Annotated in this window: 16 protein-coding genes; 11 read left to right on the forward strand and 5 right to left on the reverse strand. The window is 37.5% G+C overall.

Going from position 1 to position 25,346, the window contains the following annotated elements:
- The first annotated feature begins 273 nt into the window (after positions 1-273).
- Together ACNQGH_RS20890 and prfA are read left to right on the forward strand one after the other, a co-directional pair.
- Positions 274-627, forward strand: a complete 354-nt coding sequence (locus tag ACNQGH_RS20890; protein WP_417957954.1) for a hypothetical protein — start codon at positions 274-276, stop codon at positions 625-627.
- Positions 628-723: 96 nt separating this feature from the next.
- Positions 724-1,800 carry a peptide chain release factor 1 gene (gene prfA / locus ACNQGH_RS20895; RefSeq protein WP_417957955.1) on the forward strand — a complete coding sequence of 359 codons (1,077 nt, stop codon included), beginning with the start codon at positions 724-726 and terminating at the stop codon, positions 1,798-1,800.
- Between the two features lie 64 nt (positions 1,801-1,864).
- Here the strand turns inward: prfA and ACNQGH_RS20900 are convergent, their stop codons facing one another.
- The gene (locus ACNQGH_RS20900) at positions 1,865-2,140 is read right to left on the reverse strand and encodes a hypothetical protein (protein ID WP_417957956.1); all 276 of its coding nucleotides are present in this window, start codon (positions 2,138-2,140) and stop codon (positions 1,865-1,867) included.
- Positions 2,141-2,520: 380 nt separating this feature from the next.
- On the opposite strand from ACNQGH_RS20900, the gene pyrF reads away from it, so the two are divergent.
- Both pyrF and ACNQGH_RS20910 read left to right on the forward strand, forming a co-directional pair.
- Entirely contained in the window at positions 2,521-3,333 is an 813-nt protein-coding gene (pyrF, locus tag ACNQGH_RS20905; protein ID WP_417957957.1) for an orotidine-5'-phosphate decarboxylase, read from the forward strand.
- Positions 3,334-3,404: 71 nt separating this feature from the next.
- Complete coding sequence (locus ACNQGH_RS20910) at positions 3,405-4,199, forward strand: ABC transporter substrate-binding protein (RefSeq protein ID WP_417957958.1); 795 nt, start codon at positions 3,405-3,407, stop codon at positions 4,197-4,199.
- Here the strand turns inward: ACNQGH_RS20910 and ACNQGH_RS20915 are convergent.
- The gene (locus ACNQGH_RS20915) at positions 4,194-4,343 is read right to left on the reverse strand and encodes a hypothetical protein (RefSeq protein WP_417957959.1); all 150 of its coding nucleotides are present in this window, start codon (positions 4,341-4,343) and stop codon (positions 4,194-4,196) included. The two genes, ACNQGH_RS20910 and ACNQGH_RS20915, sit on opposite strands and share 6 nt — an antisense overlap.
- A 110-nt stretch (positions 4,344-4,453) precedes the next feature.
- On the opposite strand from ACNQGH_RS20915, the gene ACNQGH_RS20920 reads away from it, so the two are divergent.
- The 3 genes from ACNQGH_RS20920 (at position 4,454) to ACNQGH_RS20930 (ending at position 7,760) form a co-directional block, all read left to right on the forward strand.
- The gene (locus ACNQGH_RS20920; RefSeq protein ID WP_417957960.1) at positions 4,454-5,239 is read left to right on the forward strand and encodes an alpha/beta fold hydrolase; all 786 of its coding nucleotides are present in this window, start codon (positions 4,454-4,456) and stop codon (positions 5,237-5,239) included.
- Positions 5,240-5,598: 359 nt separating this feature from the next.
- The gene (locus ACNQGH_RS20925; protein ID WP_417957961.1) at positions 5,599-7,083 is read left to right on the forward strand and encodes a catalase; all 1,485 of its coding nucleotides are present in this window, start codon (positions 5,599-5,601) and stop codon (positions 7,081-7,083) included.
- A 20-nt stretch (positions 7,084-7,103) separates the two neighbouring features.
- Positions 7,104-7,760 (forward strand): VOC family protein, encoded by a 657-nt coding sequence (locus ACNQGH_RS20930; protein ID WP_417957962.1) that lies wholly within the window; start codon positions 7,104-7,106, stop codon positions 7,758-7,760.
- A gap of 112 nt (positions 7,761-7,872) precedes the next feature.
- Here ACNQGH_RS20930 and purU read toward each other — a convergent pair whose 3' ends face one another.
- Both purU and ACNQGH_RS20940 read right to left on the reverse strand, forming a co-directional pair.
- A complete protein-coding gene (purU, locus tag ACNQGH_RS20935; RefSeq protein ID WP_417957963.1) occupies positions 7,873-8,727 on the reverse strand; it encodes a formyltetrahydrofolate deformylase in 855 nt (284 codons plus the stop codon).
- A gap of 134 nt (positions 8,728-8,861) precedes the next feature.
- Positions 8,862-9,569, reverse strand: a complete 708-nt coding sequence (locus tag ACNQGH_RS20940; protein WP_417957964.1) for a DUF4197 domain-containing protein — start codon at positions 9,567-9,569, stop codon at positions 8,862-8,864.
- Positions 9,570-9,886: 317 nt separating this feature from the next.
- Here ACNQGH_RS20940 and ACNQGH_RS20945 point away from each other — a divergent pair, with 317 nt between their 5' ends.
- Entirely contained in the window at positions 9,887-13,339 is a 3,453-nt protein-coding gene (locus ACNQGH_RS20945; RefSeq protein WP_417957965.1) for a methylmalonyl-CoA mutase family protein, read from the forward strand.
- Positions 13,340-13,488: 149 nt separating this feature from the next.
- Here ACNQGH_RS20945 and ACNQGH_RS20950 read toward each other — a convergent pair whose 3' ends face one another.
- Complete coding sequence (locus ACNQGH_RS20950; RefSeq protein ID WP_417957966.1) at positions 13,489-13,887, reverse strand: FimB/Mfa2 family fimbrial subunit; 399 nt, start codon at positions 13,885-13,887, stop codon at positions 13,489-13,491.
- A 1,309-nt stretch (positions 13,888-15,196) separates the two neighbouring features.
- Between ACNQGH_RS20950 and ACNQGH_RS20955 the strand changes: the two genes are divergently transcribed.
- The 3 genes from ACNQGH_RS20955 to ACNQGH_RS20965 all read left to right on the forward strand — a co-directional run.
- Positions 15,197-19,657 (forward strand): T9SS type A sorting domain-containing protein, encoded by a 4,461-nt coding sequence (locus tag ACNQGH_RS20955; protein ID WP_417957967.1) that lies wholly within the window; start codon positions 15,197-15,199, stop codon positions 19,655-19,657.
- A gap of 314 nt (positions 19,658-19,971) precedes the next feature.
- A complete protein-coding gene (locus tag ACNQGH_RS20960; protein ID WP_417957968.1) occupies positions 19,972-20,841 on the forward strand; it encodes a T9SS type A sorting domain-containing protein in 870 nt (289 codons plus the stop codon).
- 1,235 nt (positions 20,842-22,076) lie between these two features.
- Positions 22,077-25,346: HYR-like domain-containing protein (locus ACNQGH_RS20965; protein ID WP_470303890.1), on the forward strand; the 3,270-nt coding region annotated here is incomplete at its 3' end.

Raw genomic sequence — 25,346 nt, forward strand, 5'->3', positions numbered from 1 at the left:
TACATTTCAACCAGAATTCCGGCAGGGATAGTATTCACCATTGAGGTGCTAGGTTTTACCGCTGCAATAGTAAAGTTAGCTATTTGGTTCTACTTTTTGTATGTATTTGAATTCCGGAGCAAAGTACGCCTCTTTACTCCTGATTTAACTCTTTTAACGTACTGATATTCAAGTATAAATGTCGCCACCTATTCCAGGTTCCTTACCTCACTAAGTAGAGATTTAACCGCCATTTAGCATAAGTTTGGTTTATAATCAAAAAACACTTGCAGAATGGCAAATAAACCACTTAGTATGATTAAGATAAGACAGATACTTTTATTCCTAGAGCGTGGTGTTTCACTACGTGCTATAGAAAAGGAGGTCAAGATTTCCAGAAAAACGATTGCGATTTATTTACAAAAATTTGCGCAAACAGGAGTTGATTTTAAAGAATTGCTAAAGTGTTCTGATCAGGACCTTGAACGAATACTTGGGCTTATAAAGCCAGTTGTAGTGGACGATACTGATCCAAGGAAAGTTCATTTTAACAATCTGAGCGGGTACTTTGTAAAGGAACTTAATCGAAGTTTTTTGCAGGAAAATATATACTTGACTATAGACTTCATGACTTTGTTTTTAAAATAATTTTGGATTAGTTGAGGTTTGTGGAAATAGCAAAAAGGAATATTGCAAACTGAATACTTTTTCGTAATTTTGCAGTCCAAATAAAGGAATAAGAAAATGTTAGATAGACTTCAAATAGTAAAACAACGTTTCGATGAGATCTCGGATTTAATCATCCAGCCGGATGTTATCTCTGATCAGAAGCGTTATGTGCAATTGAATCAAGAGTACAAGAATTTAAAAGCTTTGGCTGAAAAACGCGATGAATACGTGCTTTTGATGGCGAATATAGAAGAAGCAAACGAAATAATAGCGGATAATAGTGATGCAGATATGACCGAAATGGCCAAAATGCAACTGGAAGAAGCGAAGGAAAGATTACCGGAATTAGAGGAAGAAATCAAATTTATGTTGATTCCTAAAGATCCGGAAGATGCCAAAAATGTGATGGTGGAGATTCGTGCCGGAACGGGTGGGGATGAAGCGAGTATTTTTGCGGGGGATTTATTCCGTATGTACACAAAATATTGTGAAAACAGAGGTTGGAGAACTTCGGTTGTGGATATGAATGAAGGGACTTCTGGTGGATTCAAAGAGGTGATTTTTGAAGTTACCGGTGAGGATGTATACGGAACGTTGAAGTTTGAAGCGGGTGTTCACCGTGTGCAAAGGGTACCACAAACGGAAACGCAAGGACGTGTTCACACCTCCGCAGCGACTGTTATGGTGCTTCCGGAAGCAGAAGAGTTCGATGTTCAGATCGATATGAATGATGTGCGTGTGGATTTTTTCTGTTCTTCAGGACCAGGTGGACAATCCGTAAATACAACAAAATCAGCGGTTCGTTTGACGCATATTCCAACGGGATTGGTGGCACAATGTCAGGATCAAAAATCGCAACATAAAAATAAGGACAAGGCATTTGGCGTTTTGCGTTCCCGTTTATACGAACAGGAATTGGCCAAAAAACAAGCGGAAGATGCTACTAAACGTACGTCTCAAGTAAGTTCTGGAGACCGTTCTGCTAAAATCCGTACCTACAATTATGCACAAGGTCGTGTAACGGATCACCGTGTTGGTTTGACATTATACGATTTAGGAAATATCATGAATGGTGATATTCAGAAAATTGTTGACGAGCTAGCGTTAGTCAACAATATGGAAAAATTGAAAGAAGCAAGCGAGGTTTTTTAAAGTATTGGACAGACCACCTTAAAGGGGTTTTTTATAAAATAAGCTATTGAAGCCTATAGAAGTTTTAAAAACTTTTATAGGCTTCAATGATTCTATAAGTCACTAATTCGTCCGTTGCCATTAATTGTATTGTTTTTTTTGCTTTGGCTTCAGAAAGAGTATAGCCACTTGCATAACCAGTTAAGGTGTTTACTTCCCAGAAATATACAGTTTTATCTGTTGTTTTGGTAATTTCAATTTTTTTCTTTTGTGAAATTGTGCTTTGATCAATTTTTTCTTTTGGGTGTGCAAATAAAATCGTTGTTGCAATTAAAGATGCTGATAAGATAAAGTTTTTCATGGTTTCTATTTTTTACTTTGTTAGATTATTACTGCAAAGATGGGACGCCTTTGGACTTTATTTGTTATATAAATTTTTATTTTTTTTATATAATTAACTCTTATTGTATTGGAAATCAAGTTCTTTTGATGTAAGAATAGTATTTCAGTATCTGTCCAGTCAATCTATGGTAAGCTGATGAATCAGGTGTTTTTTTATATTTATATGATGAAATAACGCTACGGTAAAGGACAAAAATAGCGATGGTAGCATATAAACAGCTGCAGTACTGATTTAAAAATGGATAGCATTTAAAATATAAATCATTCATTGAATTTTTTAAGTTTTAAAACCGCTAATCGGTTTTGGTTTTTATAAATTTGCAGCTCACAAATTAAACAATGACAACACAACAACTTATTGACCAAATTAGAATCAAGAAATCATTCCTGGCAGTAGGACTAGATGTTGATTTGAATAAAATTCCACAACATTTATTAGAACTGGAAGATCCCATTTTCGAATTCAATAAAGCGATAATCGATGCGACACATGATTTAGCCGTAGCTTACAAACCCAATACTGCTTTTTATGAAGCATATGGAATAAAAGGGTGGATATCGTTGCAGAAAACAATCAATTATATCAATGAAAAGTATCCGGATATCTTCACAATTGCAGATGCAAAAAGAGGAGATATTGGAAATACATCTTCCATGTATGCCAAAGCTTTTTTTGAAGATTTGAATTTTGACAGTGTTACTGTTGCTCCTTATATGGGGAAAGATTCAGTGGAGCCATTTTTAGCTTTCGAAAATAAACATACCATTATGTTGGCTTTGACTTCAAACGAAGGAGCGTTCGATTTCCAGACTTTAAACGTGGATGGAAAAGAATTGTACAAACAGGTGTTAGAAACGTCTAAAACGTGGAAAAACAGTGAAAATCTAATGTATGTTGTAGGTGCTACCAAAGCGGAATATTTTACTGAGATTCGTAAAATTGTTCCTGACAGTTTCTTGCTTGTTCCAGGAGTTGGAGCACAAGGCGGAAGTTTATCCGAAGTTTGTAAATACGGTATGAATGCTAATGTAGGATTACTGATTAATTCTTCCAGAGCGATTATTTATGCTTCAAAAGGAACTGATTTTGTTGAAAAAGCAAGAGCCGAAGCGTTGAAAATGCAACAGGAGATGTCAGCAATATTAGGGTAATGATTGTTTATAGTCTACTGCTTAAAGTTGCTCAATTTGAACAGTAAACCTTTTAAACTGTAAACAGAATTATGAAAACGCTAATTGACCAACTTGGTACTTCTCATTCATTTGAAACTTCACCAAAACGTATTGTTTCACTTGTTCCTTCTCAAACGGAATTACTGTATAATTTAGGTTTGGAAGACCGAATTGTTGGGATTACCAAATTCTGTGTGCATCCGTATCATTTTAAAGCAACGAAGAAAATTGTTGGCGGAACCAAAAAAGTGCATTTTGAGAAAATCAGATTGTTGCAACCGGATATCATCATTTGTAATAAAGAGGAAAATACACAAGAAATTGTAGCCGAGTTACGTGGAATCTGTCCGGTTTGGGTTACAAATATCATCACCATTGAAGATAATTTTAAAATGATTGCCGATTTTGGCCAGCTTTTTAATTGTAGAACCGAAGCCCAGAAATGGAACGGCAAATTGACTTTTGCCCTAAACGATTTCAAAAGCTTCGTTAAGGATATACCTGTCAAAAAAGCAGTATATTTCATTTGGAAAAACCCTTTTATGGTCGCTGGTTCTGATAATTTCATCAATGAATTGCTGAAGCTGAATCATTTTGAAAATATCTATCAGGACAAAGGACGTTATCCGGAAATCGAACTCAAAAAAATGCGTTTAGAAGGTGATCCGGATTTGGTTTTTCTTTCCTCAGAGCCTTTTCCTTTCAAGGAAGAAGATGCTTTTGAAATAGGACGCTTTACGCATCATGCAAAAACTATTTTTGTAGATGGCGAAATGTTTTCCTGGTATGGAACCCGCTTGCTAAAAGCGTTTGACTACTTCAAAAAAATACATCAAAAATTATAGTTCGCAGTCTTCCAGAACTAATTCTTCTTTAGCATTACTAGGCATTGAAGTGTTCTTTTCAGTGTCGAAGTTTTGTTCGGCAAGAATTTGATATTCTCTTTTAAGCTTTTCTATTTCACTTTTCTCTTTCAATAATCCAGTCATCGGTGTAAATTTTTTGCAAATTTACGTTTTACAATTGTTAAATTAGTATTAATATATGTTAAGATTGAGATTTAAAATTAAAGTTCTATTTTTACAAAAAAATTAGAAGCGTGATTAACTATACCATTTACGAAAATAAAAACACCGATCAGTGGGTAACTTTTGTACATGGTGCGGGAGGAAGTTCTTCTATTTGGTTCAAACAAATACGGGATTTTAAAAAACAGTATAATATTTTGTTACTGGATTTGCGTGGTCACGGAGAATCAAAAACGACCCTGAAAACAGCTTTCAAACAGAAATACACGTTTTCGGCTTTGGCCAATGATATTCTTGAAGTTTTAGACTTTCTTAAAATAAAAAAATCACATTTCGTAGGTATTTCATTAGGTACAATTCTGATCAGACAATTGGCCGAAATGTATCCGGAACGTGTCCAAAGCATGATTCTTGGTGGTGCTATCCTGAAAATGAATTTCCGTTCTCAGGTATTGATGCGATTGGGAAATATGTTCAAATACGTATTGCCTTATTTGGTTCTGTATAAGTTTTTTGCCTTTGTCATTATGCCTAAAAAAAGTCACAAACAGTCGCGTCTGCTTTTTATAAACGAGGCTAAAAAATTATACCAAAAAGAATTTATTAAATGGTTTAAACTCACCGCAGAGATAAATCCGGTTCTCAAATGGTTTCGTCAGGTGGAATTGAATATTCCTACGCTTTATGTGATGGGTGAAGAGGATTATATGTTCTTACCTTCTGTTCGAAAAGTTGTTGAAAATCATTACAAATCTTCTAAATTATTTGTGATCGAAAAATGTGGACATGTGGTAAATGTGGAGCAACCTAATGCATTCAACGATGCAGTCCTTTCTTTTATAAATACTGCCAAATAAAAAAAAATGCCTGCATTATAAGTGCAGGCAATTCTTTAACTAACCAAAACCAAAATAATAAATAACCAGTTTATTACCCTGCAAAGATCATACATAGACGGTCGTTTTGCTGTTAAGATTTTGTTATTACTTTGTTGTATATACGTTAAGTTTTTTAACTTTATTCTTTTATTTCGGTTAGCGGTTCTGATCCAGAATCAACTTTAAAATTAACCGATTTTTACCTATTCAAATTTTATTTTTCTTTTATTGAAAAAAACTACAGCCCGTTTTTTGATGTGGTTTATATATGACTGCCAATTTTGTTTGTGTTTTTAAATTTTGTTATTCCTTGATGAAAACTATTAAATTATATTAATATGAAATCACATGAAAAACTTACAACAGCCTCTGGAAGACCATTTGTGGAAAATGAAAATTCTCAATCTGTAGGTTCAAGAGGTCCTTTGCTATTACAGGATTATATCCTTCACGAAAAAATGGCTCATTTTAACCGCGAGCGAATTCCTGAGAGGGTTGTGAATGCAAAAGGTTCCGGAGCATTTGGAACATTTACCGTAACTCATGATATTACTAAATATACCAAAGCTAAAATTTTTTCTGAAATTGGGAAAGAAACTAAATTAGTGCTTCGGTTTTCAACGGTTGGAGGTGAAAGGGGCTCCGCTGATACAGAAAGAGATCCACGAGGCTTTGCCATGAAATTTTACACCGAAGATGGGAATTGGGATTTAGTGGGCAACAATACGCCCGTTTTCTTTGTTAAAGATCCTAAAAAATTCGCTGATTTTATACACACCCAAAAACGAGATCCTTATACCAATATGAAATCACCGACCATGATGTGGGATTACTGGTCACTGAATCCGGAAAGTTTGCATCAGGTATTGATACTCATGTCAGATCGTGGGACTCCTTTCGGCTATCGTCACATGCATGGGTATGGCAGTCATACGTTTTCAATGATTAATGCTGCTAACGAAAGGGTGTATGTCAAGTTTCATTTCAAAACAGCACAAGGAATTAAAAATTTCACCAATGAGGAAGCGGCAGAAATGAAATCTCGTGATATGGATTTTTCGCAGCGTGATTTATTTGAAAATATTGATAAAGGGAATTTTCCTCAATGGAATTTGCAAATTCAGGTTATGACGGAAGTGCAGGCTAATTCTCAAGACTATTATCTGAATCCATTTGATGTAACCAAAGTTTGGCCTCATGGTGATTTTCCGCTAATTGATGTTGGTGTTTTAGAATTAAATCAAAATCCGCATAATTATTTTCAGGATATTGAGCAGGTAGCATTTGCCCCGGCACATGTTGTAGATGGGATTGGATATTCACCCGATAAAATGCTGCAGGGGCGTTTATTGGCATACCCTGATGCACAACGCTATCGCTTGGGAACAAATTATGAGCAAATTCCTGTAAACCGTTGTCCATTTGCAACCAATAATTACCAAAGAGACGGTCAAATGCGGGTAGATGGTAATGGAGGAAGCTATCCGAATTATTTTCCAAATAGTTTTGATGCTATCGAAATAGACCAAGCCTATAAAGAACCGCCATTGGAAATTTTCAGTGATTTTGCGGACTGGTATGATAGAAATTGTGAAGGGGAAAATGATCACTACACGCAGCCGGGTAATTTATTTAAGATCATGACTTCGGAGCAACAGCAAAATACGATTAACAATATTATTGGTCATATGTCTGGTATCGAAGGTCCTGAAAAAGAAGAAATAGTTAACCGTCAATTGAGTCATTGGTTTAGAGCTGATGGTCGCATAGGAGCGGGGGTTGCTGCAGGATTGGGAGTTGACGTTGATTTGCTGGAAAGATAAATAGTTTCAATTTAAACAGGATGAATATTCTCGAAGTGGAGTTGTTAACAGATACGCTCGATGAAACGGAGTTGTTTTATAACAACGTCATCGGGTTGAAAACTATTTCGAAAAACAATTCGGGTATTTCTTTTACAGCCGGTTCCACAAAACTAACTTTCAGGCCTTCTGAAAATGTAAAGCCAGTATATCATTTTGCTTTTGATATACCCAATAATAAGTTGCCGGAAGCCTTTGACTGGATGGAAAAGAAAACGAAAATTTTAGATGTGGTACCGCCTGATAAAATTGCAGATTTTTATAACTGGAATGCAAAGTCTTTTTACTTTTATGATAATAACGGAAATATTTTAGAATTCATTGCCCGTTTCAGTTTGGATAATGCTTCGGAAAAACCTTTTGACGGATCGTCAATAGTATCCGTTAGCGAGATAGGTTTTGTTACTAAAAATGTTTCGCAGCTCAGTGATGAAATTTGTGAAAAGTATGCTCTTTCGATCTTTCCAAAGCAACCCAAACTAAATAAGTTCATTGTTTTGGGAACGGATACAGGGCTCTTTATTCTTGTGGAAGAAAATCGAGATTGGTATCCAACGGATAAAAAATCAAAATCATTCTGGACTAAAGTGTTATTTCTGAATAATGGAATAACCAGAGAACTTGAAGTTCCAGGTTAAAAAAAAGGGTTATATATAAAATGCTCACTAAAAGTGAGCATTTTATAAGATCGATTACTTAATTTTAAGAGTTTCAGTTTCTTTTCCAAAGGAGAGCGCTGGGTTGATAATTTTAAGAAAATACCACCGTTTTGTTATTGTAAACCATCGTTTTTCGCTCCGCATGTAATTTGATGGCTCTTGCCAAAACCATGCGTTCCAGATCACGTCCTTTCATTATAAAATCTTCTATAGAGTGACTGTGTGTAACCCTGGAGATATCTTGTTCAATAATTGGACCTTCATCTAATTCTTCCGTCACATAATGACTGGTAGCTCCAATAATTTTCACACCCCGTTTAAAAGCGGAATGATAGGGTTTAGCTCCAGGAAATGCCGGAAGAAAGGAATGATGGATATTGATAATTTGATTTTTGTATTGGCCAATTAAATTTGGCGTAATAATTTGCATATAGCGAGCCAAAACAATAAAATCAATAGCATACTGCTCCAGTAAATCAATTTGCTTCTGTTCGGCTTCTGCCTTAATGTCTTTGGTGAAAGGAACATAATGAAACGGAATAGAAAAACGTTCCGCCACTGATCTCAAATCCTCATGGTTGCTTATAATCAAAGGGATTTCAAGGGGCAGTTCACCAACGCTGTACCGTCCTAAAATGTCATACAAGCAATGGTCGTATTTAGAAACAAACAGCGCCATTTTAGGTTTTTCGTCTTGGGTATACATTTCCCAGGACATACTAAACGGATTGGCTAAATTTGCTTTAAAATCCGTCTTGATCGCTTCAATATCCCAATTTTTGGCACTGAACTCACATTCCAAACGCATGAAAAACACATTTTCATCAGCATCAACATGTTGGTCCAGATAGATGATATTACCATCAATTGAGGCAATATAATTGGTAACAGAGGCGATAATTCCTTTTTGATCTTCGCAATGGATAAGGATTGTAATTTTTTGCATTTTATATATCTCTTTCGACTTTAGTCCGTATAGTAAAGAATAGTGTTTTTCAAAACTAAACTTATTTTTTTTTATAAAAAAATTTGATTTTAGTGTTTATGTTTTAAAAATAATGAACCGTTTACTTTTTCAAATTAAATTTTGTCCTGCATCGCAAAAACTTTTTGCAATAAAACGGATGTTCTGGAACTTAAATTCGTTCTGATGTTTTTTTCTTCAACGGCAACCATCTTGAAAACACCATTCATCGCCTGATTGGTGACGTAGTCAGTCAGATCAGGATTTACTTTATTTACTAATGGAATGCTATTGTATTTTGTGATTATGTTGGACCAAACTTTATCAGCTCCCACTTTCGAGAATGAATTTTTTATCACAGGATTAAATTTTCCGTACAAAGCAGTAGAAGTGCTGTTTTGTAAATAATTCGTTGCTGAACTTTCATTTCCCATCAAAATTGATTTGGCATCCATAAAAGTCATGTTTCTGACCGCATCAACAAATATTGGAGTAGCTTCCTTAACAGCGTCTTCAGCAGCACGATTTAACACTTTTAGGCCTTCGTCAGCCAATGAACTCAAACCTATTTTTCTCAAACCAGAATCTACTTTTCTTAATTCTTCCGGTAATAAAATTTTTACGGCTTCATTTCTGTAAAAACCATCTACCGCCGTCAATTTTGTTACTTGTTTGGAAATTCCGTTATGGAGTGCTTCCTTCAATCCTCCCGCGATATCTACACCACCTATTCCTTGTGTTTGGGGTAATTGATTAAGAACCTGTTGCATTTCGGCGCAACTGGAAAAGGAGACTGCCACCATTAAAATTAAAATTTTTTTCATCTTAAATTGTTTTTATAAGTTTACTTCATCAATTGGCCATAAGGCTCGTGTCAAAAGTACTACTTATTCAAAAATAAAGCCACGATTTTATTTAGGAGTACAAAGTTTAGGATTTATTTAGGAATAGGGGGACGCTGTCCTTTTTGTCTTTTTCAACCTTATCTTTGTTTGGCGATAGCACAAGACAAGAAAAAAGGGTTGTTCTCAAAAGGACTAAAATCGGAAACGGTTGCTTTTTTATCAACAACAGTGTTGAACATTGAATAATTATTAAAATAAAGTCGTAAATTGCACTCTTAAATTATCATATTCATAAAATGGAACACATAAAGCCCTATATTCCTAATAATAAAGTAAGAATTGTCACCGCAGCAGCTCTTTTTGACGGGCATGATGCAGCCATTAATATCATGCGTAGAATTATTCAGTCTACGGGCGTTGAGGTAATTCATCTGGGTCACGACCGAAGCGTTGAGGAGGTAGTAAACACTGCTATTCAGGAAGATGCTAACGCTATTGCTATAACATCGTATCAAGGGGGTCACAACGAATATTTCAAATATATGTACGACCTGCTTCAAGAAAAAGGAGCAGGACAAATCAAAATATTTGGTGGTGGTGGAGGAGTGATTCTGCCTTCTGAAATTGCGGAATTGCAAGCATATGGAATCACAAGGATCTATTCTCCTGATGATGGACGTGCAATGGGTTTACAGGGAATGATAAATGATTTAGTGCAGCGCGCTGACTATCCTATTGGAAATCAACTGAATGATGAATTAAATCATTTAGAAGAAAAAAATCCAAAAGCCATTGCCCGAATTATTTCATCGGCAGAGAATTTTCCTGAGGTGGCTGCCAAAACATTGGAAGCAATCCAAAAGAAGAATGAAAAGGGTGCTATTCCGGTGCTTGGAATCACAGGTACCGGTGGTGCTGGAAAATCATCTTTGGTGGATGAGTTGGTGCGTCGTTTTCTAATCGATTTTCCAGAAAAAACGATTGGGCTAATCTCGGTGGATCCCTCCAAAAGAAAAACAGGTGGAGCACTTTTAGGAGATAGAATCCGAATGAATGCCATAAATAGTCCGCGCGTTTATATGCGTTCGTTAGCAACGCGTCAATCTAATTTGGCTTTGTCGAAATATGTTGCCGATGCAATTCAGGTTATTAAAGCTGCAAAATATGATATCATAATCCTTGAAACTTCTGGAATCGGACAATCTGATACAGAGATTATGGATCACTCCGATGTTTCCCTATATGTGATGACACCTGAGTTTGGTGCCGCAACCCAATTAGAGAAAATCGATATGCTTGATTTTGCAGATTTAGTTGCCATAAACAAATTCGACAAACGCGGTTCTCTTGATGCGTTAAGAGACGTAAAAAAACAATACCAACGCAATCATAATCTTTGGGATACAAATTTAGATACACTTCCGGTTTTCGGGACAATTGCTTCACAGTTCAATGATCCGGGAATGAATACGCTTTACAAAGCGATTATGGATAAAATCCATGAAAAAACAGGTTCAGATTTGAAATCAACATTCCAAATCACTCGTGAAATGAGCGAAAAGATATTCGTTATTCCACCACACCGGACCCGTTATTTATCTGAAATTGCTGAAAGCAATAGAAAATATGATGTTACTGCTTTAAGCCAGGAAGAAGTAGCCCAAAAATTATACGGAATTTTTAAAACGATTGAATCGGTAGCAAAAAAAAATCCGGAATTAAACAAGGCAGGAATTAATGATGATTCGGTGTTACCAACTGCTTTAGAATCTGAAAAGCCAGGTGCTGCTGAGGATAAAATCTTTTTAAATCTTCTACTGAACCAGTTTGATAAAGTCAAAATGGATTTAGATCCTTATAATTGGGAAATCATTTTGACTTGGAATGAAAAAGTAAATAAATATAAAAATCCAGTTTATACGTTTCAAGTTCGTGATAGAGAAATCAAAATGGCTACACACACGGAGTCGCTTTCCCATTCTCAAATTCCAAAAATAGCATTGCCAAAGTATCAGGCCTGGGGCGATATTCTGCGTTGGTGTTTACAGGAAAATGTTCCTGGAGAATTTCCTTTTACGGCAGGCTTATATCCATTCAAGCGTGAAGGAGAGGATCCGTCACGAATGTTTGCAGGAGAAGGCGGGCCGGAAAGAACCAACAAACGTTTTCATTATGTGAGCGCAGGATTACCTGCAAAACGTTTATCTACGGCTTTTGACAGTGTCACTTTATACGGAAACGATCCCCATGTCCGCCCTGATATTTATGGAAAAATAGGAAATGCCGGAGTTTCAATATGCTGTTTGGATGATGCTAAAAAACTGTATTCTGGTTTTGATTTAGTGCATACCATGACTTCTGTGAGTATGACCATTAATGGGCCTGCGCCCATGTTGTTAGGATTTTTCATGAATGCGGCTATTGATCAGCAGTGTGAATTATATATTAAAAAACACTGTCTTGAAGTTGAGGTTGAAGAAAAAATCAATACCATTTACAAGAAAAAAGGAGTGGAGAGACCTCATTATCAGGGCGATTTACCCGAAGGTAATAACGGTTTAGGGCTGATGCTTTTGGGCGTAACCGCGGATCAGGTCTTACCTGCGAATGTTTATAATGAGATCAAAGCAAGAACGTTGTCTCAGGTACGTGGAACGGTACAGGCGGATATTCTTAAAGAAGACCAAGCGCAAAATACCTGTATTTTCTCTACTGAATTTGCTTTGCGATTGATGGGGGATGTGCAGGAATATTTCATTACCAACAATGTTAGAAACTTTTACTCCGTTTCCATTTCTGGGTATCATATTGCCGAAGCGGGAGCTAATCCAATCACACAGTTGGCTTTCACGCTTTCCAACGGGTTTACCTATGTGGAGTATTATTTGAGTAGAGGCATGAATATTAACGATTTTGGACCAAACCTATCCTTCTTCTTTTCGAATGGAGTTGATCCGGAATATGCAGTTATAGGCCGTGTGGCACGTAAAATTTGGGCGAAAGCCATGAAAAACAAATACGGAGCTAACGAACGTGCTCAAATGTTGAAATACCACATTCAAACCTCCGGACGTTCCTTGCATGCCCAGGAAATCGATTTTAATGACATTCGTACAACTTTGCAAGCATTGTATGCGATTTATGATAATTGTAATTCCTTGCACACGAATGCGTACGATGAAGCCATTACAACACCTACAGAAGAATCAGTACGCCGTGCGATGGCAATCCAGTTGATTATCAATAAAGAATTGGGATTGGCCAAAAATGAAAATCCAATTCAGGGTTCGTTCATTATCGAAGAGCTGACAGATTTAGTTGAAGCGGCGGTTTTAGAAGAATTTGACAGGATTACCGAACGAGGAGGAGTACTCGGTGCTATGGAAACAATGTACCAAAGAAGTAAAATTCAGGAAGAAAGTTTGTATTATGAAACTTTGAAACATACTGGGGAATTCCCAATTATAGGGGTGAATACGTTCTTGAGCTCGAAAGGGTCTCCAACGGTAATTCCAGCCGAAGTAATTCGTGCGACCGAAGAAGAAAAACAATATCAAATTGATATGTTGAGCCATTTACATCAGTCCAATCAGGATTTAGTAAAGGAACATTTAAATACGCTACAAGAGGCTGCTGTTAAAAATGAAAATTTATTCGAACATTTAATGGAGGCGACAAAGGTTTGTTCTTTGGGGCAAATTACTGCTGCTTTATTTGAAGTTGGTGGTCAATACAGAAGAAATATGTAGCATAAGATTGCCGAATAAGAATTCTGGTTGAAATTCTTTTGAATTTCTTGTAATTACATTTGCTGCTATAATGGATCATAAAAAAGAGGCTGTTCTTTGCAAAGACAGCCTCTTAAAAATAATATTCAGGTATTCTTTTGAGTAACAAACTAATCAACATTTGCAATGTTTTTATTTTTCGATGCCGGTTTGTAAACTTCCGAGATCGCTTTTGTTGTTAAAATTGACTTTTCTTCAGCAATAATAATTTCATGTCGTACTTTTTTTAGATTGTTTTCGACAACCAAATAATAAGTGCCAATTGGAAATTCATCTAAATTATATCTTCTTACGATTCCTTTCTCACCTGTTGCTTTTTCGGTGTAGATTAAGTTATTCTCATCATCGTAGATAGACACATTAACTTTTTTGATTTCATTTAGAGAAAAGCTAATTTCATTTCCTTTACCTTTTTTTACATGGAGTAAAAAATCACCATCGATTGCATACGAACTCATGCTAGTCATTGCCACTACCAACAATAAACTTAATTTTAAAATCTTTTTCATGATACTAGTTTTTAATTAATAATTAAAATTTATAGTGCTAAATTACTCCAACACCACATGATTCAACACCGCTATTTTTTCTGATTTAGGTACTATTTTATCATTTACGAAAACGATATATGGTGAAATGCTAGTAACTGTATATTAGTGGTTTATGAATTAAATAGGAGGGAATAAACAATTGAAAGTACACTTTTGCCCTAAAAAATAGGGACTGATTAATACTTACTATTTGTATTAAAGAAAAGCTATCTCAAGACTATTGGGTTGGCTTTTTTTATATGGATTGGGTCTCGTTTTCGGTTCATTCCGACATTTCTGAAAAACGGGAAATTAATATTTTAAAATCCTTACGATGTTGCTGAAATCTTAAAAAGAAACGAGTAAATTTTAATGTTTTAAGATTAGCAATAATTGTTGAAATTTTTCATCAAAAAATCAATATGAAGGCAATAAAGTGATTAAAGTACAACGACGGTTTACTGCTTTTAACATTATTTTTTAATTAACAAAAATTATGTAATAAAACTATCAATTAATTGATAATCAGATGGTTAACCAGTTATTTAGTATTAATATTTTGCTGCCGTAAAGCTTTTCTTAGTGAACAGTGTTCTTTGTCGGGAATAATAGAATGTTGTCTTGTTTGGGTCTGTTTTTTTTCCTTTTTTTGGTGTAATACCTAACTTTGGTTTAACAAAAATTTATTTGATTTAGGTTGTTTGTCAAGCAACTTTCAGGTTAATAAAAGGATTTTTTTGTTTCCCCAAAATAAAATATCCTTTAGATGATGGACTACTTCATTAAATTATTTTTTGAAGATGTTTCGTTTTTCTGCAAGTTTTCTCCCCCGAGTCTGAAAACTTTTGTTGCATACCTATCGTGTTAATTTCAATACTAATTGTTTTAGATTAGAGTTTTAAGGTTGCTTCTTTAAGCAACTATCTGGTTGATAAAGAATTTAGTTATTGTTCCCCACAATAAAAATCCTTTGGACGATGGAGTACTTCATAAATGTGTTTATGAAGGTGTTTTGTTTTTCTATACGTTTTCTTCCCAAGTCTGTAAATTTTCCTTTTTTCCTAATTTATGATGTAAAAATACTTTTATTATGAAAAAGAATACAATTTCGAAGTTTTTCGATGTTTTGTCGAGCAAAATAAATTGTTGCTTCTTAACGAAAAACACTGTTTCTAAATTAAGTTTTTTTAAATTTAAGGAGAGAAATTCAATTGATTACCTGTCAAATTTATGGTTTCGTTGTTGCCACCAGTCGATTGTATTACCATTTACATTGGTAGCAATTTTAATGACAACATCTACCACGAATGCCCAAAATATTCTAGGAAGAGCGCCAGTTATAGCCCCTAAGGGAGGGTTTGCTATTGATGGAAATGCATTTGTTAGAGCTACTGGTGATAATCCAGCTTGGGGAGACTTTCTATTTCAGCCAGGTGAAACAAATCCAGCAGCTGATCCAGGAGGGATATTTGTACCTATACCGCCCCCTTACAATTATCCGGACGGGCCATTACCACCTCAATTCTATGTTTATCCTAACACCACCTTTTTCAGAGATAATATTACAACTAGTGATCCAACTACTTTCACCAGTAGCAATAAGATCAATGATGCTATAAGCTCTTATACTTGGGGTGTCGGTTCTTCACCAAACAAAAATGAAATTCAAAATGCAATTGCCCATTTTACTCATGGGGATCCTGCTTTGGGTGGAAATTCTGCCGATTTATGGTTGATTTTCGCTGCAGACCGTCAAGTAACTGATGGAAGCAGTTATATCGATTTTGAGATTCTACAAAAAAAATTAGAAATGACCGTGACAGGAACTGACGCAAAAGGGTTTAATTTTGGAGTTTTTACATCTGCAGCGACTACTCCTAGTAATCCTAGCGGGCGTACAATTAATGATCTTTTAATAACTATTGAGTTTACCCAAGGTGGGGTATCCGCAAATGTTGTTGTTAGACAATGGAATGGAACTGCTTATAGTAATCCAATTACCCCTCCTGCTGGGGCTGTTTTTGGTACTAATAACACGGGACAAACCATAGTGCCGTATCCTATTTATAATCAAGCTCCTATTTCCACCAATCCTAATTTGTGGGCGTATACTGCAAATCAATGGGCAGAAGGGGCTGTTAATATAACTAGAATTTTTGGAGGGAATGATCCTTGTTTTGTAATTAGTACCTTATTTGTCAGAACCAGAACTTCTGGTTCTTCCGGTCAATCAGAATTAAAGGATTTTCCCGGAGCACCTTTTCAAGTTAATTTGTGTACGGATGTAACCCCGCCGACTATTTCCTGTCCAACGGTAGTATCTCCAATTAATTGTCCAGCCACACCATCCTTTGGCGTAGCAACAGCTACCGATAACTGTCCTGGAGCTGTACCAATAACTTTTGCTGATGTAACCACTCCAGGCAACTGTCCTGGTAACTATAGCGTGACCAGAACATGGACGGCTACCGATGGTTGCGGCAATACCGCCACCTGCAGCAGAACTATTGTGGTTCGGGATATTACCCCTCCGGTAATTACTTGTCCTACAGTAGTATCACCGATTAACTGTCCTGCCACTCCGACTTTTGGTGTAGCAACAGCTACCGATACCTGTGATCCAAGTGTAGCAATCACTTTTGCTGATGTAACCACTCCAGGCAACTGCCCGGGTAACTACAGCGTGACCAGAACATGGACCGCTACAGATGATTGTGGTAATACCGCTACTTGTAGCAGAACCATCAACGTTCAGGATACTACGCCTCCGGTAATTACTTGTCCTACAGTAGTATCTCCGATTAACTGTCCGGCCACTCCGACTTTCGGTGTAGCAACAGCTACCGACACCTGTGACCCAAGTGTGGCAATCACTTTTGCTGATGTAACCACTCCAGGAAATTGTCCCGGTAATTACAGTGTGACCAGAACCTGGACTGCTACAGATGATTGTGGTAATACTGCTACCTGTAACAGAACTATTGTAGTACGAGACACTACGCCTCCTACAATTACTTGTCCTACAGTAGTATCACCAATTAACTGTCCTGCCACACCAACTTTTGGCCCAGCGACAGCTACCGATGCCTGTGACCCAACTGTGGCAATCACTTTTGCTGATGTAACCACTCCAGGCAGCTGTCCGGGTAACTACAGCGTGACCAGAACATGGACCGCTACAGATGATTGTGGTAATACCGCTGCCTGTAGCAGAACTATCAACGTTCAGGATACCACGCCTCCAGTAATTACTTGCCCTACAGTAGTATCACCGATTAACTGTCCTGCCACACCAACTTTTGGTCCCGCGACAGCTACCGATACCTGTGACCCCACTGTGGCAATCACTTTTGCTGATGTAACCACTCCAGGCAACTGTCCAGGAAATTACAGCGTAACCAGAACATGGACCGCTACAGATGATTGCGGAAATACTGCTACCTGTAGCAGAACCATAAACGTTCAGGATATCACGCCTCCGGTAATCACTTGTCCGACAGTAGTATCACCAATTAACTGTCCTGCCGCACCAACTTTTGGTCCGGCGACAGCTACCGATACCTGTGACCCCACTGTGGCAATCACTTTTGCTGATGTAACCACTCCAGGCAACTGTCCGGGTAATTACAGCGTGACCAGAACGTGGACCGCTACGGATGATTGCGGAAATACCGCTACCTGTAGCAGAACCATCAACGTTCAGGATACCACTCCTCCAGTAATTACTTGTCCGACAGTAGTATCACCGATTAACTGTCCTGCCACTCCGACTTTCGGTGTTGCAACAGCTACCGATACCTGTGACCCAAGTGTGGCAATCACTTTTGCTGATGTAACCACTCCAGGCAACTGTCCGGGTAACTACAGCGTGACCAGAACATGGACCGCTACAGATGATTGTGGTAATACCGCTACCTGTAGCAGAACCATCAACGTTCAGGATACCACTCCTCCAGTAATTACTTGTCCTACAGTAGTATCTCCAATTAACTGTCCTGCCACTCCGACTTTCGGTGTAGCAACAGCTACCGATACCTGTGACCCAAGTGTGGCAATCACTTTTGCTGATGTAACCACTCCAGGCAACTGTCCGGGTAACTACAGTGTGACCAGAACATGGACCGCTACAGATGATTGTGGTAATACCGCTACTTGTAGCAGAACCATCAACGTTCAGGATACCACTCCTCCGGTAATTACTTGTCCTACAGTAGTATCTCCAATTAACTGTCCTGCCACTCCGACTTTCGGTGTAGCAACAGCTACCGATACCTGTGACCCAAGTGTGGCAATCACTTTTGCTGATGTAACTACTCCAGGCAACTGTCCAGGTAACTACAGTGTGACCAGAACATGGACCGCTACAGATGATTGTGGTAATACCGCTACTTGTAGCAGAACCATTAATGTTCAGGATACCACTCCGCCAGTAATTACTTGTCCTACGGTGACCTCACCTATTAGCTGTCCAGGCACTCCAACTTTTGGTGCTGCAACAGCTACCGATACCTGTGATCCAACTGTGACAATTACTTTTGCCGATGTAAGAACACCAGGCAGCTGTCCAAGTAACTATAGTGTCACCAGAACATGGACCGCCACCGATGATTGCGGCAATACCGCTACTTGTAGTAGAACTATTGCGGTGCAGGATACCGCTGCTCCAGTGATAACATGTTCAGGTCCTAAAACGATCGAATGTAATGCTGCATTTAATTTTGATGAACCAACTGCCACTGATAATTGTAGTACGTTCACTATTATTACCGTTGGTACCGTAGTCAATGCTGATGGAAGCCAAACACGTACTTGGAAAGCAGTTGACGCTTGTGGTAATGAGTCTACTCCATGTAGCCAAACCATTAGTGTAACTCCTTGTGCTCACATCTTCCCGACTCAGACTACCTGTTGTAATTTCACTACAGGAACAGCTCCTCAGTTATCACAAGTTTGTTATACAGCCTCTTCTCCTAGTAATGGAAAAGTGACTAATGCCATACCGGGTGTGTTCTTCTATTATTCAAATGTGGTTGCACCAGCAGCTAACTTTACAATTAATGTAACACAATCTAATGATGGTGATTTGAATAAACTGTTTAGTGTGCAAAATGCTTCCAATGTCCGTTTATTTACTCAGGGTTGCGGAACAAATGTAAACTTTACTGCAAGCATTGTCGGTGGTTCTGAAGCTAAAATGGTTGTGACAGGAGCGACAATTGGAGCAACGTATATTATTTCTGTAAAATACGATGTGAAATCAATCATTGATGCTAATATTTCAGGAGCTAATCCTACCAGTACCTATACTTTCAAAAGCTTCACAAAAGTAGGTAATAATGCACCCGTGCTTGTTACAGGAAGTACTGGAATTATAGATGCCGTATCTGGTTGTACAGACAATACTCCGTTACCGGGGAATTGTTCACTTCCTACAGCAGTTGCTCCTAGTACGATCAATAAAGTTCCTGCTATTGAAGCAAAAATTGAAAACGTAGGTTTTGATGCGTATCCTGTTCCTTTCAAAGACCAGCTTACTATTAGATATAAATTTGATTATGTATCTGACGTCAAAATTGAAGTATTTAATGCACAAGGTAGTTTGGTACTTTCCAAAACTGATGCTCATAGTTATTTGAACAAAGAAATTGTTCTAAACCTTAAAGCAAATAGAGGACAAGAACAAGTTTACGTTGTAAAAGTAACTACTAACAGAGGAAGTAGTACGAAAAAAGTAATATCTTCCAGATAGTTTTCAATAAATGTCTAATCCCTAAAAAAGAATGAAATGGATTAGAATATAAAAATAAGCCTCGGAAGTAAAAATTTCGAGGTTTTTTTATTGCCCCCTGCAAAAATATCATTTGGATGAATAGGTACTTCAGTACTACTTTATCATTTGTACTTTATATTGAAAAACCTGATTAATTTGTTTCAACCTGATTAATTTGTTTCAACCTGATTTGTTTTTTATAATCATCTTGGTTTTTATTCTCATTCTCATTTTGGGATAACATTTCGAATGAATAAAAATTTATATTTTAAAATTCTCAGAACCTATAAAAAATGATTTTGATAATTAAGATTATCAATAATTATCGCTATAATCAAATCATCTATATTTATGATGATACTAAGACCATTTCTAATTGTACGAGCAAAAAAGTTCACCGTTACAACGAATCCAAGCCGTTCAATCACAGGAGAACAAACTATTTGTGCCATACTGGTTCTACCTTTAATGCAACGGTAGGAATGGGCAGCTATGCATGGACAGGACCTGAAGGATTCACAGCCGGAACATTTGTCGCAAGTAGCAGTTTCTATGATTATTTTAACATTGCAAAAACTCCTGCTATTTCCAACAAAGCTGACCTTACCATGTTAGGAGCAACCCAGTTGGGTGGTGGAGATTGTAAAGCATTGGCAAGACATGCTGTTTCTGCACTGTTAGGCGTAGCAGCATTCCCGACTGAATATCCGTACCCAGCAGGAAGTACCGACTTTGCAAGTTTGTATACACTTATACGTAATGCATTCTTGAGTGGCAATTGCAGTTCTTTGGCAAATACCCTAGCTAATATCAACAATCTTGACGGGCCATTTTGTAGTGCCTTGTCACAATTGGCGCAGGTCGCTGCTCAAGAAAACGCTACATTAACCAGTAAAACTGCAAATGTGGGTTTTGAGGCGTATCCGGTTCCTTTCAAAGATCAGCTCACTATTAGATATAAATTTGATTATGTATCTGATGTGAAAATCGATGTCTTCAATGCACAAGGGATTTCAATACTTTCAAAAGCGGATACCAATAGTTTTTTGAACAAAAAAATTACGCTAAACCTTAATGCAAAAAAAGGACAAGAGCAAGTTTACGTTGTGAAACTGACTACGAACAGAGGAAGCAGTACGAAAAAAGTTATTTCTTCCAAATAGATAATTTTCAATAATTGTCTAATCCCTAAAAAAGAATGAAATGGATTAGAATATAAAAATAAGCCTCGGAAGTAAAAATTTCCGGGGTTTATTTATGTTATTTTTTTAATTGATTCTTAAGTTGGTATATAAGAACTATTTTGATGTGATAAAAGATTTTCGGTTACTCATTTTAAAAATATTTTTGGTGGATGAAGTACTTAGGAACTATTTTTCATCATTAGTATTTTACTAAAAAAGCGGACTAATGTTGTCCAGTATCGATATTGAAATGAAAACCATTTCATTACTACGGATTTGGCTTTGATTTTATCTTTGATAAACATGTGGGTTTTTATGATCATTGTTATTTCGTCCCACATTTCGAAAGAATAAAAATCAACATTTTAAAATTCTTATAATGTTTTTGAAACCTTAAAAAAAAGGAATCAATTTTAATAATTTAAGATTATCAATAATTGCCTAAAATTGTTATCGAAAAATCAGTGTAAATGCAATTAAATGATTAAAGTACAAGAGTAATTTATTGCTTTTAACATTATTTTTTAATTAACAAAATTTAAGTAATAAAACTATTAATTAATTGATAATCAAATAGTTAACGAGTTTTTTAGTATTAATATTTTAATGCTGTAAAGCTTTTCTTAGCGAACTGTGTTCTTTGTCGGGTATAATAGAATGTTGCCTTGTTTGGCTTTGTTTTTTTTTCTTTTTTTGTTGTAATGCCTAACTTTGGTTTAACAAAAAATTATTTGATTCGAGTTGTTTATCGAATAACTTTCAAATAATAAAAGGATTTTTTTGTTACCCCACAATAAAATATCCTTTGGATGATGGAGTACTTCATAAAATTAGTTTTTTGAAGATGTTTCGTTTTTCTACAAGTTTTCTCCCTGAATCTGAAAACTTTTGTTTTTCCTGTTTTTATTATTTTTTAATTCTAATCATTTTTAAAATCAATATTTTAAATTGTTTAAAAAAAAATGTTTTAGTTAATAAATGGACGTGGTTTTTGATTCCCACATTGTAAATCCAGTTTATTGAAAGGATACTTCATAAATCTATTTTTTGAAGATGGTTGTTTGTCTAGTAGTTACATTTTTCAAATCTGTAAACTTCCTGTTTTTTCTAATGTATAAATACAATTTATGAGACAACACACTTTGTTTTTTCGGAAACCCAAATTCTACTAATGCTTTCTTACTTTAATAATATGGTCTTAAAACCAAATTATTATGAAAAAAATTATCTCTTTTAAGATAAAAAGTATGCAAGAATATTGTTGTACTTTTTTCCAACCTTTAAACGTAAGTTTTTCAAAATTTAATTTTATAACTCCTGTCGATTCTCTATCAAGGCTATGGTCTTGTTATTGGCGTCGGTCATTTGCTTTGCCACTTATGTTGGTAGCAATTTTAATGACGGGTTATACAGTTAATGCGCAAGGATCTATTAAAGGTGTAGTGCCAGTACAATACCCCCATAGCGGTTCAGGAGTTGATGGCGATGCCTTTGCTCATGAACCTATTGGTACTATATATGAAGGTGTAGGCGACTTGTTTGACCAATTGCATCCTACTATAGCAGGGCATGGTGTGATTAACCCATTGACAGGTGAAGTTTTTTACAAACCCACAGTGCCTGTCACTGTGCCAGTCAGCTATTTCCTGCAGGATCCTTACCAAAATGATCCAACCATATTCACTCTCTCTAATAAGATAAACGATAATCCCAACACCTATAATTGGGGTGCAGGATCTTCGCCTAATAAAAATGAAATCCAAAATTGTGGTGCCCATTTTAGTTATGGTGATCCGGGTGTAATAGGTGGAGTAAGTATTGATGATAATACCTTTGTTACGGGTACCAGTGGACCTGGAGTTGCTACAGATTTGTGGTGTCTTTTTGCAGGTGACCGTCAGGTAACCAATGGGAGCAGTTACATAGATTTTGAGTTTTTGCAGGCTCCCTTAACGATTACTGGCGCCACCTTTGGTCCCGCTGACCCCCTAAGTGGTGTTGCACCAATTACAGGGGGTAGCGGCGGATTTACGACATTAGGAACCCAAGGAGGACGTACAGTCGGTGACATATTGCTCACTATTGAATTTACCCAAGGAGGCGGTGACGCTAACGTCGTAATTCGGATATGGACAGCAAAAGCGGGAGGCGGGTATGAATATGTAATTCATCCCAACTCTGAATTTTTTGGTGATGTTTATTTAACCAATAACTTTTCGACTACCACGGTACCCTTTGATACCTATGGAACCTTTCCTGGTGTTTATGCTCCTAATCAATGGGCTGAGGGTGCTATCAATCTTACCCAAGTGCTGAAAGCGACTAATAATCCGTGCTTTATAATCAGTACGCTGTTTATTAGAACAAGATCTTCAGGAAATTCAGCTCAATCCGAACTAAAGGATTTTCCGGGAGCTCCAATTCAGTTGAATTTGGATTTGAGTAATCTGGCAGTTACCTGCTCTGAGCCTGTTTCTTTACCAGTATGCAGCACCAGCGAAGCGATAACGGCAGCTTATAATACTTGGAAAGCTGGTTTCAGTAATACGGGTGGAATTAGTCCAGTTACTGATAACCTGGCAGATTTTCCACCTTTAGGCAATCTGACTTGCGGTGGACAATTGAGTTTCGAATATAAAGTATCTGATGCTTGCCACAAAGTTCCTAAAACATGCACTAGTACTTTTACTGTTGTAAAAGACGAGATCAAGCCAGTAATCAGTACTTTACCAGCTGCATCCACCATCAATTGTCCAGCCGTGCCTGCCTTTGCGCAAGCGACAGCAACGGATAATTGTAGAGTTGCTTCGTTGACTTTTGCTGATGTGACTACTCCAGGCAACTGTCCGGCTAATTACAGCATAACCAGAACATGGACTGCTATGGACGGCTGTGGAAATACATCCACTGCAACACAAACGATCAATGTTCAGGATATTACTGCACCGGTAATCGCAGCTTTACCAGCCGCATCCACCATCAATTGTCCAGCCGTGCCATCATTCGCACAAGCTACTGCAACTGATGCCTGTGATACTTCAGTGACCTTGACCTTTGTTGATGTAACTACTCCAGGCAACTGTGCCAGTAATTACAGTGTAACCAGAACCTGGACTGCAACAGATGATTGTGGCAACCATTCTTCTGCTTCACAAACCATCAATGTTCAGGATATCACGGCTCCGGTAATCGCAGCTTTACCTGCTGTATCCACTATCAATTGTCCAGCCTTGCCAGCCTTTGCGCAAGCAACAGCAACTGATACTTGTGATGCTTCAGTGACCTTGACTTTTGCTGATGTAACTACTCCAGGCAACTGTGCCGGTAATTACAGTGTAACCAGAACCTGGACTGCAACAGATGATTGTGGCAACCATTCTTCTGCTTCACAAACCATCAATGTTCAGGATATCACGGCTCCGGTAATCGCAGCTTTACCTGCTCCATCCACTATCAATTGTCCAGCCTTGCCAGCCTTTGCGCAAGCTACTGCAACTGATGCCTGTGATACTTCAGTGACCTTGACCTTTGTTGATGTGACTACTCCAGGCAACTGTCCGGGTAATTACAGTGTGACCAGAACCTGGACCGCTACAGATGATTGTGGCAACCATTCTTCTGCTTCACAAACCATCAATGTTCATGATGTTACTGCACCGATAATCGCAGCTTTACCAGCACCGTCCACTATCAATTGTCCAGCCTTGCCAGCCTTTGCGCAAGCAACAGCAACTGATACTTGTGATGCTTCAGTGACTTTGACTTTTGCTGATGTAACTACTCCAGGCAACTGTCCGGGTAATTACAGTGTAACCAGAACCTGGACTGCAACAGATGATTGTGGCAACCATTCTTCTGCTTCACAAACCATCAATGTTCATGATGTTACTGCACCGGTAATCGCAGCTTTACCTGCTGTATCCATTATCAATTGTCCAGCCTTGCCAGCCTTTGCGCAAGCAACAGCAACTGATACTTGTGATGCTTCAGTGACCTTGACCTTTGCTGACGTAACTACTCCAGGCAATTGTCCGGGTAATTACAGCGTAACCAGAACCTGGACTGCAACAGATGATTGTGGCAACCATTCTTCTGCTACGCAAACCATCAATGTTCAGGATATCACGGCTCCGGTAATCGCAGCTTTACCTGCGCCGTCCACTATCAATTGTCCAACCTTGCCAGCCTTTGCGCAAGCAACAGCAACTGATACTTGTGATGCTTCAGTGACTTTGACTTTTGCTGATGTAACTACTCCAGGCAACTGTGCCGGTAATTACAGCGTAACCAGAACCTGGACTGCAACAGATGATTGTGGCAACCATTCTTCTGCTTCACAAACCATCAATGTTCATGATGTTACTGCACCGGTAATCGCAGCTTTACCAGCACCATCCACTATCAATTGTCCAGCCTTGCCAGCCTTTGCGCAAGCAACAGCAACTGATACTTGTGATGCTTCAGTGACCTTGACCTTTGCTGAC

The sequence above is a fragment of the Flavobacterium kochi genome (assembly GCF_048286715.1).
Taxonomy (GTDB): Bacteria; Bacteroidota; Bacteroidia; order Flavobacteriales; family Flavobacteriaceae; genus Flavobacterium.

Bases quoted from the DNA above. Each gene is read 5' to 3' on its own strand.
- pyrF (WP_417957957.1), top strand. From the start codon at position 2,521: ATGACAACACAACAACTTATTGACCAAATTAGAATCAAGAAATCATTC.
- prfA (WP_417957955.1), top strand. From the start codon at position 724: ATGTTAGATAGACTTCAAATAGTAAAACAACGTTTCGATGAGATCTCG.
- ACNQGH_RS20900 (WP_417957956.1), bottom strand. From the start codon at position 2,140: ATGAAAAACTTTATCTTATCAGCATCTTTAATTGCAACAACGATTTTA.
- ACNQGH_RS20940 (WP_417957964.1), bottom strand. From the start codon at position 9,569: ATGAAAAAAATTTTAATTTTAATGGTGGCAGTCTCCTTTTCCAGTTGC.
- purU (WP_417957963.1), bottom strand. From the start codon at position 8,727: ATGCAAAAAATTACAATCCTTATCCATTGCGAAGATCAAAAAGGAATT.
- ACNQGH_RS20890 (WP_417957954.1), top strand. From the start codon at position 274: ATGGCAAATAAACCACTTAGTATGATTAAGATAAGACAGATACTTTTA.
- ACNQGH_RS20925 (WP_417957961.1), top strand. From the start codon at position 5,599: ATGAAATCACATGAAAAACTTACAACAGCCTCTGGAAGACCATTTGTG.
- ACNQGH_RS20910 (WP_417957958.1), top strand. From the start codon at position 3,405: ATGAAAACGCTAATTGACCAACTTGGTACTTCTCATTCATTTGAAACT.
- ACNQGH_RS20960 (WP_417957968.1), top strand. From the start codon at position 19,972: ATGATTTTGATAATTAAGATTATCAATAATTATCGCTATAATCAAATC.
- ACNQGH_RS20950 (WP_417957966.1), bottom strand. From the start codon at position 13,887: ATGAAAAAGATTTTAAAATTAAGTTTATTGTTGGTAGTGGCAATGACT.
- ACNQGH_RS20945 (WP_417957965.1), top strand. From the start codon at position 9,887: ATGGAACACATAAAGCCCTATATTCCTAATAATAAAGTAAGAATTGTC.
- ACNQGH_RS20915 (WP_417957959.1), bottom strand. From the start codon at position 4,343: ATGACTGGATTATTGAAAGAGAAAAGTGAAATAGAAAAGCTTAAAAGA.
- ACNQGH_RS20955 (WP_417957967.1), top strand. From the start codon at position 15,197: ATGACAACATCTACCACGAATGCCCAAAATATTCTAGGAAGAGCGCCA.
- ACNQGH_RS20930 (WP_417957962.1), top strand. From the start codon at position 7,104: ATGAATATTCTCGAAGTGGAGTTGTTAACAGATACGCTCGATGAAACG.